Below are 12,689 nucleotides of genomic sequence, written 5' to 3'. Positions count from 1 at the left end.
CGTGTTCCAAATCATTTGACGACCGTCATGTGGCCCTTCCCATTCAGGTCGAAGTTCGCCTTGCCATGCGGTCTCTTAGCATTGCCCTTCTCCTCAATCTGCTTTGCGTGCTGATACTGGCGCAGACCACAGACACCCGACGTTGCGAAGATCTCGATCTCCATCTCATCCGGCGACAATGGGTCTTCCTTCGAACAGGCCACTGTCGGGATCTGGAAGTTGAAGCCCATCGTTTTCAGCTTCTCGAACTTGAACCCACTTGCGTCCCACAGGCTCTCAAGTCCGATTGCGCCCGGAACATCATAGTCATCTCTTTCCCATTCGCCGTCGGTCTTCAGCATCGTCAATTCAATCCGGCTTCGTCTCTTCTCAATCGGCAACAACTTCGCCGTCTCGCCGCACCGCTCATCATGCGTCTTGTCCTGCAGCCTCCACATCACCGGACCATGGTTCTGCCCGACATAAACTGTCGCTTCGACCGGAGCTGAACGGTGGTTGTTCGCGCTGGATGCTGATCGCAGGAAGCCATTCAAATCATGCTTCGACATCAGCGATCTAAACCGCGCATCTCCGTCTCGCTGCTTCGGCCCATAGATCAGGTGTTTCGCCTTCTTGTCGCTGCCCACCCACCGCGGGCGATCAGCATAGTGCTCATTGAACAAATCACTCGGCGCGAAGTGCTTGCACAGATACTCGGACATCTTCAGACGCATGATCGTCAGCTCACGGTCAGTGATCTCTCCGGCTTTGTTCGGATAGACATCCACGGCCACTTCAATCCCAGTCACGCGTGGGGTCTCTGTGTCGACCTCAATCTTCCCGGTCGACATCAACGCCGCGATTACCGCACGGACGAGTTTCGGCGTCGGATCCTGTAGCCGCACCCAGAAGATCCGGCCCGTCGTGCTCCCCTTCGGTGCGCCAGACTTTCTCGACCGCACCTGACCACCGACCCAGATCTTCGGCGAAAAGCCCATTGCGACCAGAGCCTTCTGCAGTAGTGCGTGAACATGACGCGACTGGGTAGTCTCCACCGTTCGGGCTTCGAACTCGACCCAGTCAACCTCCGCGCGGAATCTGTAGTCACCCAGATCCAGCGTTGGTCGCAATTCGAAGCGCTCTGTAGGCTCACCCTTGGTGTTCGTCTGCTTGGATATTTCGTAGTCAAGACACAGCTCATCCGGAACGATACCGGATGCCGTGGTAGCAATGTCAGTAGAGCGGATCGGAAATGAGCGGATCTGCGTCGGGGGCATGGTCCACGTCTCTCATTGAGGCGCGGGACGGCGCGCCTTTGCGTTGCTATCGAACTCCTGATCCCAATGGCCCCGTAGAGCCTTTGAGCGGGCCGCTGGGCGCATGTAGCGCTCTTCGGCGACCAAACACCCCTACTTCGAACGACCCTACGCTCTGCGGGCCGTCTGAGCGCGCACACATTGAGCCGGAGCCATTCGTCTTGGCATGTCGTTGATCCTGCCCCAGCGTTCGGACCGCATTACGGTGTCCGGTCGCCATAGTTCTCCCCGCAGGCTCGCAAGAAATGGGTGCAGCCGGACCGTATTCAAGACGTTTGCTCGGCATTTATTGGTGAGCGATCAAAGCAGATGGGTTGCGAAGACCTCTCCGGTGTTGATGCCGCGTCGGAGAATGCTTTGCCTTCTGTGCCCGGCGCGCTTGCAATACACTCCCGCATCACCCCCTCCTTTACATATCGAGGTTTGGGTCCGGAGTGCGTTGGCCAAAGTTCGCGCGGCCGTTGGTTCAGCTCATTTACCTTCAACATTCAACTCTGCGCCGACGCCACACTCCAGAACCTCGAGAAACGGGCCTTAGAGCGTCGACTCCGCGCAGTGGCTGCGCGGGCAGCTGCGAGCACGAGAAGGCCATCCAGAGGCCCGCTCCGTGGCTCTACGGGGCATCGAGGTGCTTGAGGACGCCCTTTGATGGATCGCGACGCTGGCGATCGGTTCAGCGCTCACATCCACTCGACCTGCGATCGTTCGATGCACGGAAAATCGAAGCTGCTGCCCCGCACCCGGCTCAACATGCCGCCATTTGCCACGGCACTAACAACGTTCCTTCAACGACCGGGTAACCTCGCGCCCCCATTCGTCCACGGGAATGAGGCGCAGGAACCCTGACACTTGTTCGATCATTTCGGCGGTCCGGCCACGGCGCGCGTCAGGATCGGTCGTGACACCCGCATAGACGCCGTAGTCCGCGTGGGCTTGCAGGTCGTGAAACAGCCCGCCGATTGGCAACTCACTATTGAGTCCATCTACTGCTTCCTCGAGCGCCCTACGCCAGCTGAGCTGGTCGAACACTTAACCAAGGCGATCGCGCATCATCGTGCTGTGTCCATCAACCTTGGGCTCTGGGCCAAACAAGATGTCGGTCATGGCTTAGATCACGTGCACGCCATAGATGATGCCGACTTCGACGTGCCAGTCGCCACGGAAGTTCTCACAGAAAACGCCAAACATTTTTCGTCTTGGATCCCCACTGTGCCGCGCTCTCGCTGCATGCTGCTGTTCAGCTTCTGTATTCAGATAAGTGAGCTACCACGGAGAACGGCATGTGTCGGTCGGAACGATTTCGCGTGCCTTCCTCGTCCACCCACCTCATCCAAGTGGATCACAAGATTAGGAAAGGCAGCACATTTACCTACCTGAGTGCGTCGTTCCACGGCGATGCGCCGTGTTTTCAGGCGGTTGCACGAAGTCCTAGATCGGTAGGCCATGATCTTGAGGGGCATCTCGGCAATAATCCCAGCCTGTGACTGGAACCTTGGATGCCCGCCGCCGGTGCAACTACGCACGATCGCTTAACAGCTACATCCGGCATTGGTTGCCCCCGGCGCAATGGCCGCGCTCGTCATCTTTGCCTGAGCCACATGAGGTCGTTCGTAGATGCATCTCCATGAGACCAGACTCGATGCAGCGACTCGTCATCCAGCGGGCGTCTCAGACAGGCAGAATATCAGATGGTCAGGTTATCCTTACGTCAAGCGCCACCTTCCCGCCACATGCGGTAGGGCAATCACCAAACTTGAAGAAACAGCGACCTCCCGTCGCAACAATTGGCCGCTTCCACTCAACAATAACCTAGAATCGACACACACTAGATTCCACATAAGCCATTGTTTTAGTTAATTTCCTTTAGGTCCGGCCCGCTACCCGCAACAGAACCGGGCGAAATCGCCATCTTCCGTTCCCGGCGGCAATTCGTGCCGCAATCATTCCTCAGGAATGGTCGGAGGAGTCCACGCTGCCCTGCGAGGTTAATAATCAACACATCATTAACAGCTGCCAGGTAACCACATGAGCAATGACAACATCATTCCAGCCGAAGACTCTTCCACACCTTCTAACGAGACCCGACAACCAGATGCGCCTGACCAAGTCCGTCGGGCACTCAATGACCCGGCTTGGAACGACGATCTCGAAGAGGCGCGCACGCTCGTCCAGATCCGGTCCTTGGACGGGAACCAGTCCGAGAGAATAACTTCAAGAGCGGGTCGTTCTGACGCCGGTTTGTCTGCCGCAATGATCGCCTCCATCGCCGCCATCTCTGTGATCTTGTCGAGCAGCTTCGACCTTTCGTTTCGTGACGTTGCACTTGTTGTAGGCGGTCTCGCGGCTCTGGTCTTTGTAAGATGTGGCAGGCGTGACTTCTGCTAAGTCATGCCGAATGGACGGGGTCCAGCCTTTTCTCGTCCCTTTGCCGCGTCAAGGTGGCCAGCCCTCATATCCCTGACACCGCCCAGCCACCCGGCATTTAAGGGCTGTGTCGCTAATTGAGATCTGGTCCGGGAGATAGTCACAGCTGCGACCGGGACTCTCACCTTCACCCTGCCCCGAAACATCGCCTGAAAAACTCACGGAGCGGCCCGTAGAGCGCCACTCCGTGATCTTGGTTCAGGGGGGGGGCAAGAACGACTTCAAGGCCATCCAGCGGCCCGCTCCGTGGCGCTACGGGGCATCAAGGGCATCGCATGCCCCCGCTTCGGATAGCGCCGAGAATTGAGAAAGGCTGGACCCAAGTCTGCACCATGAGACAACGTCATGTTTTGTGACCCACATCGGTTGCACGAAGTCCCAGATGTCCAGTTCCCACCTTTGAAATCGCTGATGCTTCGAGGGTCGTTGAACCCGCTTGATGCAGCCAAGCCCCAGGAAGGATCAAGAGCCTAAATATCGACCGCAAATTAACTCTCAACGACTCGTTGAGAGTTTTGGTGCGAGATAGTCATAGTGCAATTTCGCCACGTCTATATAGATCGATCTCATTCGGACCTAGTAGTCGGCAGGTGTATCTCACCAAGCGATGCTTAATACCATTGTAGGTGTCGTATTGTTCGTAAGTGATCAAATCGAACGATGTAAGCTGATACTCATCTTTCTGATACTGAATCAAACGTGGGATTTGCTCGCGGATGATGGCCATTCCGGAGGTTTCCGAGCCATAAGCAGTAGCTCGCAAGCCCATCGCGACGGCGCTCTTGACGCCATCAAACTCAGAGGGAGGCAGGCCGCTAAATGCCCACCCAAAAAGGCTATCGTCTTCATCCCCAAGTTTGGTAGCCTCAGAAACGCAGGCCGCGCCACTCTTCTCAAGGTCCGCTGCGGTAACTGTGGCGAACCATGCCACCCTCGCTTCTTCGTCTGCCTTGCGCTGCGCTGCTTGCACTGCGGCGCTCTTTGCTTCTAGTTTTTGCATCCGAAGGGCCGGTTGAGCGTCACGCTCTTGCTTGTGTTTGTTCTGTTGAAAGCCCAAGGCTATCAGGGCCACGGCCCCAACGATTACTGCAATTCTGGCGCCGCTGTATGATGCCATGTGAGTCTCCAAGATGGTATTGCGAAGCAAGAAACTAAAAACTGAATGCAATCCAAGTGGCCAGCCTCAATGAGGCGTTCCGTATTGAATGCTAGTGCATGACTGGCTTTGCGCCCTTCAGGACTACAGTTCTTCTGTTCACCTTTATTGTTAGACACTCCCTACTGTGCTCGTCTAGGATATTCAATATGCAGAATAATGCTGAGTTGTCCGTATGACTTGCAACTGAACTCTTTTTACAACCGCAAGCGGAGCCCGATTAGTGCTGGCCCGACTTATTCGTCTTAGTCAAACTTCCGCAAGTCTAATAGGACGCATGCATACTTTCTTAGGACACCACCTCGGACAATAACGTATGCCACTCTTGAAGAGAACGGCGTCTGGAAATGTCCACGGTAGCGATAGTCAACGGCAGCTCAGATCCCGTCACATACCAACGCCGCAAGACACCTTCTGGTGCGTTAAGTGCGGTGTCATGAGGATAGAGTAAGACAAGCCTCGGCCTTACGTTTTCGCTTGCGTAACCGTGGCCATAGGCAAGCATCTGATAAACATCAGATTGTGAAACTCCCAGTTTCCTCGGGTCATCCGACCTTAGCTGCTTCCACTTCGTATCGACAATGATTGGCGCGGTCTGATCATCAAAGAGAATATCCGGGATCATTCGAAAGAGGTTGTCGCTCAGTGCATAATTTCGCGAGTGCTGGCAGTGAACAATTCTTCCGCCGAATGTCTGACGAGCTCGGCAAGCCATATACCTTTCAAACAATTTGTTCATGGGGAATAGAAGGGACACGCCAAATGTATTCCCTGATGTCGTATTCTGAAACTCACTCTTTAGCAAAAGTCGCGCCAAAGGAATGATAGTCGAAAAAGCGGCCACACTCCGATCGTTGTAGACGACCTCAGCAAGCGGGTCTTGCGAGTTGTTCACCCTACGGAATGAGTCAAGTATCATTTGAAGCTGCCTTTGCGTTTCAACGCGCCGGCTGACCGACAGCAGATGCAGTGCCGTTGCCTTTAGCAGGCGATTCAAAGGCGTGTTCTCCGAAAGCTCATCGAACCTACAAAACAGTTTCCGGGGGGCCACAGGACGCTTCGACAACTGCTTCCCAATGTCTAGTTTGCCTCGAACAAATGCGACCTCTTCGTCGAAACGGATGTATTTCCGCTGCATTCCTCCCTTCATTGCCTTTGTGAGCCTACGCACGAACAGCATGATCAACAGCTCGAGCAGATCATTTCGTTGTGTCTGAAGCTGCGCCATTTCGCCATCTGAAACGCGAAGATCATTCGCGACCGAAAGCATCCGAATTAACGCAAGCCGGATTTCTTGAGATGTGCCGTTGATTTTCGGCAGTATCTCAAGGGATCGACCACGATAGCTCATGACTCCGCATACCTGGCCCGCCTTTAGACCTCCAACGATGCCGTTGAGAACTGCACCCTGCGGAAGCCTAAGCTCCCTCGCTGAACGCTCTGCGCTTTTTAGGAAGCCTTCGGCTTCACGATCCCCAAGCCCGTTCTCGCCCAATGGGAATACGCCCCATTCAAGTCTCGTCAAGACAGGGTCTTGCTTGCCAGAGCCGGCCATCTGCCCCTAATCCATGCGGGGCTTCAAGGAGCCGATAAGTTCTTCATAAGCCTCACGTCCGTATCCTCGGCGCTCACCATGCTCTCGAAGTTCAAGATAGTTGTCCACATATCTGAAGCGTTCGTCTGCATATTCCGAATCCGTATCGGGGGGCGCCGAGATCTTTTCTTTGCGGAGGAATGCGTTGCCTCCTCCAAGTATGGAACGAACGTGGCCGAGGTCCTCATGGAAGTATTCTCGCAAAAGCGGAATTACTTTGTTTGCCATTACATCATCGAGCTCTTCCAAATCCTCGATCCCATAGAAGTAACCGTGACCGATCAAATGATCTGCGCCGAGATACCACTCCAGTCGCTTGTTGATCGCCTCCAGCACGGCATCCAAGCCAATGCCATCGACGACGAAGCTGCTAAGGAGATCAGGCTGTGGAGGTAACTCTTCGAACCGGAAACGGCGCCTTAGGGCAGTGTCGAGCAACGCGATGGATCGGTCAGCGGTATTCATAGTGCCAACTATGTGCAGATTTCCCGGAAGAGAAAAAGATTCTTGAGAATAGGGCAAAGACACCGTGATTGAGTTTACAGCATCAGAGCGCTTGTCTTCTTCGAGCAGGGTGATCAGTTCACCCAGCACTTTGGAAATATTGGCTCGGTTGATTTCGTCAATGATCAAGACATATTGCGGCTTGGGTTCTCCGGCATGCTGAGCCGCCTTTTCAGCAATGAGCTTTAGCACTCCGGGAACTGCCTCGAGCCGGAAACCTGCAGACACCCCACCAGCATGATCGCGTTCCGTAACGGGGCGTAGACCTTCGACAAATTCCTCGTAACTGTAGCTTTGGTGGAAGGTTACAAAAAAAATCCGCTCGCCGCTGAGTTGCTCGTATCTTTTCATTATGTCCCCGCGCTTGGACGGGGCATGACCGTCACATATGAGCACAGCGCGTTTCGCGGTTTCGTAGGTCTTTCCCGTTCCGGGCGGGCCATAGAGAATCGTGTTCAATGAGCGAAATCTCTGTCCGTTGCAGCCTCCATACTTTTTGTCGTCGACCTTTGCGGTCGGGGTGCGCGGGCTGTCATCATTTGGCGACGACTTCCAGCGTTCGACAATCCCTTCGGCATAAAAGTCGATCGGACCACCCCCTTCAGCTTCAAGCCTCTCTCGAAGGTCTTTGAGATTCTTGTCAATCTTTACGAGGTCCCATTTCTTCACATCATTCAGGGGCACCCGATCAAAAGAAGCAAGAATAGCGTGTTTATCCCGAACTGTGCTGGTTCGTTCGAAGTGATCTGGGAAGATTAGGTGTGTCAGGATGTGGCGAAGTTGTCTGTTGTCGGCGCCTGGTGCTTTGGCGAACCACTCAGCGAAGCCCCAAGGAGATCCGGCAAGCTGCTTCTGCTCCTCGACAACTTTTGATTTGAACTCGCGCATTGCGTTGATCGCGAAAACAAACTCACGCCAGCGCTGTGTGTTAAATGCCGTTCCAGTGTGTCCGATGCCGCTCAGCACGGCATCTGAAAACATTGGGTGATTTTCAGGAAGTGTATCGCCCGACCAAGACCAAATGCGACGGACATCTTGCCGTTTCCTCGGCGTCGAAATCCGTGACGCGAATAGAAGCAGGAGCCAGTCAAGTTCAGCCATGAGCTGTTTGCAGTCCGGCGAGCCGCCCGAAAGCTGAACTTCTAATTTCTGAAAAAAGTCACCATCGCCCGCATCCAAATTCTGCACGAAACGCTCATCAAGCTCGTCGAGGTTCTTTTCGGTCCAAAGGTGCTTTTCGGTAGAAAAAACTGATCCGTCAGTTAGAAGGCACCTATCACGCCATCGCTCGACGGCGTCGTAGACAGGAGACGCATCATAGTCGGGTGTATTATATCTCGCCATCACAATACCTTTCCGCGAATTTTTTTCTCAAAGCTAAGGGAAGCCTGTAGCAGCACGCGACCATGAATGCTCATGATTGACTGGGGATGCTCAATTCGTAAAGACATTCCTGACCTCATCGTTTCGAGGAGGCTTGGGCGAACTCGCCCCCTTAGCACCGAGCCTCGGCTTCATCCTTAGCGCCTCATAAGTGCCACTTCGCCACTCGAAATCTGGTCTGGGGGGGGGTGCGCCCCAACCCCGGTCTTCTGAGCGCCCCGTCCACCACATCCAGTCTTCGCCGCTTTCTTATCCGAACATCTCACGGAGCGGCCCGCAGAACGCCACTTCTTGGTCTTGGCTGTGTGCGCAAGGCAAAGAGCTTAATGCCCTCTGGCGGCCCTCTACGAGGTTCTCAGAGGCTTTTGGGCGCCGCTCGCCCCCTCCTGTAGATAGTTCCGAAAGCCATATGCGAAATCAGGAAAGGCTAGCCACGCGCCGATCAGCGGCAACTTCTTCGCCATAGGGACTAAGCACCGTCCGCACGAAGTCCTAGATGGCCGGCAAACAGTTTAGAGGGTGATCCCGTCAGAAATCACCCGCCGTCGTCGGATCCTTGGATCGCCGATTGATGATCTGCGGCGGCGGGTTCAGGACCGCAGACCGCAAGACCTCACTCATCGTTCCTGGTCTCACAAGCTCCAACTTGCGAAGAACCGAATTGGACCTGTTCGCACCCCTCACTGGCTACCCGCGTGAAGCTCGCGAACGCCTACGCGCTGCCGTCAGTGATGCCAAGGCAAACCCTGAACTGGCGAAGGCACGCAAGCCGCGCACGCCGTGGCAGTGGGTGAGAGGGTCCGCTGCCGAGAAGGCGGCACGCACAGCCTTAGCCAACTAACACATAAACGACAACGTACTGTAGGGCCGCTTAAGGCGGCCCTTCTGTTTGGATCAAGTACAACGACCAAAGTGAAAGGCGGAACACAGATGTTCGCTGCAATTTAAACGAATATTTGCAGCGGGCCAATGCTTTCGGTGAATCAACTGGTCGTAGATTCGTTCCCTACGCCGGAGCCAAAGTCGCTCTTAGATGATATGAGAGTATCAAGATCGCGCCACGAGGCGGTTTTGATACGATTTTGCAACGCTCCCTTCTTCTCTCACTTTGAAGTCTGCCTTCGCGCAAAGCACTGATATCTAGCCACAATGTGGGGGATGTGGAGTCGCATGACCGTGCGCGAGTGACAACTTCCAGAATCTTCGGCCATTCAGTAACCTCAAGCTCTGAATGCAGACGAGGACGCAGGGCCTATGAGTAAGGTAGATATGGTGCGGCGAGCGTTAGAAGCGTCGCACGCAGTGGAATTGGTCCTTTTGGAAGAACGATATGGCTGGCCCTCAATCGTTGGGAATAATGCGATAGACGCAGGTGCCCGATTTGCAATTCATATTGCGCCAGTCGGCGACTTCCATCGCAACCCCAACGAAATGCGTTTCCAAAACCCAGGGTCAAACCGTCCGGTTTCAGACGACGACGGCATTCCAGTTCTTCTTGGAATCGAGGACAGCGAAGAACCTATCCTGTTGGTAGCGGCCGATGCGCAGTCGAGGGTTGGGCGAACAACCCGGTTCTCCGTGCGGATTGAAAAATCAATGATCCCAAAGGCACGACAAGAAGGTGCTGCGGTTTTCACAAACGGCTCTGGAGAAAGGATCACGGCATTTCGTGCTGAGTTCTTGCCAAGCTTTTTGGCGGCAACGGCAGCGGGATACGAGCTGCCGGCCACCCGCCTAAATGAAATATCGGACGCCTCGGGTCTGCGCGACGAAAACACTGATGCAGCAGCAGAACGCGCTCGCCGAGCCGCGTCAATCTTGATCCGTGACCAAACGTTCGGTGCCAAAGTTCGAGATGCTTACGGGCATCGCTGTGCTATGTGTGGCCTTGCCGCCGGTTTGACTGTCGGTGCGCATATCTATCCTGCCTCGGCCCCCGGGTCTCCCTACACTACTGACAATGGGGTATGCTTGTGTGAGAACCACCATCGGGCTTATGACGCTTTCAAGATATGGTTCGATCCGGCGACGTTTGAGATCCGTGTCCACCCTGATGTGATAGCCGAAGCCGGAGGCGACCCATACCTCAAAGCGTTCTTGGATGTGACCTTCGACACGCTCAAAGTGCCCACCGACCCAGCGAAGAAGCCAAGTGCGCAGTATGTTAACCAGCGCAGGCAATACTTCGACAAAGACTACGACTGGCTAGGCAACACTTAGCCACACATCGACGATCCTGCACTACATGTTGGGGTTTCGCTTGAAGCCACACCCTGCTCGTGCGATGGTCTATCAAAACATGAGGGATGTCGCGTTGAGCAGAAGAATCAAAACACTCAGCCTTTTCAGCGGCGCCGGGGGCATGGACATTGGGTTCCACAATGCTGGTGGCTATGACATCGTCGGCTGTGTTGAAATCAGTGCAAAATACGCTGCCACACTGGAAGCAAACACTGGCGCGGAACGCTTCTTCGGCGACGGAACGCAGGTATTTTGTCAAGACGTTGAGGACTTTGACGCAGAGGCGTTCTCCGACAAAGGGGTCGAATGCATCATCGGGGGACCTCCTTGCCAGACGTTTTCGGCGGCGGGGCGTCGCGCTGGGGGTGTGATCGGCACCTCGGATGTCCGGGGACAACTCTTCAAGCGCTATTGTGAAATTGTCGAAATCGTAAGGCCAAAGGTTTTCGTCTTTGAGAATGTTTATGGACTGCCGGGAGCCAATGGCGGTGCACCTTGGCGTAGCATTTTGGAGTCTTTCTCGGCGTTAGGGTATCGGCTGAACTTTGAAGTCGTTGATGCGGCTGACTACGGCGTGCCACAACACCGCGAGCGTCTTTTTTTGATCGGCGCACTCGAAAAGCAATTTGATTTCCCGAAGCCCACTCATGGCCCTGACTCCGACAGCGACCAACCTCTAACAAGCGTTGCGGCCGCAATCGAGGATTTGCAAAACCCAGCAGAGCATCCCTCGAGTGGTCCAGGGGGAATGTATGGGCACCTCCTGCCGCTGGTGCCACCGGGTCTGAACTACTCGTTCTTCACGGCAGAGATGGGGCACCCGAAACCAGTTTTCGCGTGGCGTTCAAAATTCCATGACTTGCTTTACAAGGTCGACCCTTCTTATCCGTGCCGGACATTAAAGGCACAGCCAGGTAAGTTCACTGGACCATTCCATTGGAAGAACCGGCACTTCTCCGTTCCAGAACTCAAACGCTTGCAGACCTTCCCGGATGAGTATCATCTTGAGGGAAATCAAGGCGTAGTTCTGGAGCAAATTGGTAATTCGGTGCCACCTCGCCTTGCTCAAGTGATTGCTATGGCCATTTCCAACCAGTACTTTGGCGGGCAGTTTGAAGACGTCGTTCCACGCCCTCAGCTCTTCAAATCCACATTTCGTACTCGTCAACGAGAACGCTCCAAACTATTCAAAGAGATCGCCCGGAAAGCAATAGAGGATCAGTTAGCGGAAGGAATGATAGACGAAGAGCTACAGCTTTTTGATGAGGAATATTTCCTTCCACTGGGTGAGTTTTTTTCAGTTTCTAAGATGGCAGAACCGACTGCGAAGGGGCGAAGCGCGCAAGTCTCAGTAAAGGACCGTGGCGAGAAGATTGAAGTCAACTTTTCCTCTGCCCCTTCGGATTCTCGATCCAAGGGTAAGATCAAAATCTGCGGCCTTGAAAAGTACTTGCATAGAATAAAGGAAATCGAAATCATCTGCCAACTCGCGGAAACCCGCGACGTGTTTTTTCTTTGGTGGGCAATCCAAGATGTTATGGTTAGCCGCTCGCGCTTTTTCACGCTAATCGACATCTACGGCCACTATGCAAATAGGGGTGACACCGTCAAAGTCACTGGATCCTACGGGCTCAATTCGGCAATGCCGAAGGTCCGCGCGCTCAACTACTTCCTTAACTCTGCGAATTGCGGAGGTTTCTGGGACCGGTCTGCTCTCAGCCCCATCTTAGAGGTTTCGCAGGCAAAACTGGACCGATTGGTAGAAGACCTTCGAGCCATCCGCATGGACATCAGAACCTCGACGTCACATCCAATTATTGGTCCAGATCGAGTGCTTTGCACATACCCATTCCCGTTGCTTTCGCAAAAGGCACTGGTTGTAAGCCGCGTAGAGTTTTTGGAACAAGCAACCAGCTAAATGAGTTTAAGCCGGGGCCGCTCCTGAAGCCCATGTCAACGCGACATCGCCGTTACAGTGGTACCGGAGAAAGCGTCAGAGACGCGAGATCGCAGCCGAGTAATTGTCCTCGATCGTGCGTGACTATCAGCATGTTTAGAAAGTTTCTGAGTGGAGCGAAGGCAACAACCGATC

General features: G+C 54.3%; 8 protein-coding genes. 3 read left to right on the top strand and 5 right to left on the bottom strand.

The annotated features are described in order from the left end of the window. Positions 1–11 precede the first annotated feature (11 nt). Positions 12–1,256 carry a hypothetical protein gene (locus tag B2585_RS04045; RefSeq protein ID WP_292020258.1) on the bottom strand — a complete coding sequence of 415 codons (1,245 nt, stop codon included), beginning with the start codon at positions 1,254–1,256 and terminating at the stop codon, positions 12–14. 810 nt (positions 1,257–2,066) lie between these two features. After that, a complete protein-coding gene (locus B2585_RS04040; protein ID WP_292020256.1) occupies positions 2,067–2,324 on the bottom strand; it encodes a hypothetical protein in 258 nt (85 codons plus the stop codon). Positions 2,325–3,320: 996 nt separating this feature from the next. Here B2585_RS04040 and B2585_RS04035 point away from each other — a divergent pair. Continuing rightward, positions 3,321–3,680, top strand: coding sequence for a hypothetical protein (locus tag B2585_RS04035; RefSeq protein WP_292020254.1), 360 nt, complete (start codon positions 3,321–3,323; stop codon positions 3,678–3,680). A 568-nt stretch (positions 3,681–4,248) separates the two neighbouring features. On the opposite strand, the gene B2585_RS04030 is transcribed toward B2585_RS04035, so the two are convergent. The 3 genes from B2585_RS04030 to B2585_RS04020 all read right to left on the bottom strand — a co-directional run bounded on the left by B2585_RS04030 (position 4,249) and on the right by B2585_RS04020 (position 8,317). Further along, positions 4,249–4,836, bottom strand: a complete 588-nt coding sequence (locus B2585_RS04030) for a hypothetical protein (protein ID WP_292020253.1) — start codon at positions 4,834–4,836, stop codon at positions 4,249–4,251. Between the two features lie 328 nt (positions 4,837–5,164). Beyond that, positions 5,165–6,430 (bottom strand): McrC family protein, encoded by a 1,266-nt coding sequence (locus B2585_RS04025; protein WP_292020250.1) that lies wholly within the window; start codon positions 6,428–6,430, stop codon positions 5,165–5,167. A 6-nt stretch (positions 6,431–6,436) separates the two neighbouring features. Further along, positions 6,437–8,317 (bottom strand): McrB family protein, encoded by a 1,881-nt coding sequence (locus B2585_RS04020; RefSeq protein WP_292020248.1) that lies wholly within the window; start codon positions 8,315–8,317, stop codon positions 6,437–6,439. 1,293 nt (positions 8,318–9,610) lie between these two features. Here B2585_RS04020 and B2585_RS04015 point away from each other — a divergent pair. After that, complete coding sequence (locus B2585_RS04015; protein ID WP_292020246.1) at positions 9,611–10,576, top strand: HNH endonuclease; 966 nt, start codon at positions 9,611–9,613, stop codon at positions 10,574–10,576. A gap of 64 nt (positions 10,577–10,640) precedes the next feature. After that, complete coding sequence (locus tag B2585_RS04010; RefSeq protein WP_292020244.1) at positions 10,641–12,515, top strand: DNA cytosine methyltransferase; 1,875 nt, start codon at positions 10,641–10,643, stop codon at positions 12,513–12,515. The last annotated feature ends 174 nt before the right edge of the window (positions 12,516–12,689 follow it).

The organism is Maritimibacter sp. UBA3975 (assembly GCF_002384975.1).
Taxonomy (GTDB): Bacteria; Pseudomonadota; Alphaproteobacteria; order Rhodobacterales; family Rhodobacteraceae; genus Maritimibacter.
The sequence above is the reverse complement of the archived record's forward strand: the minus strand, read 5'-3'. Positions and strand labels throughout refer to the sequence as shown.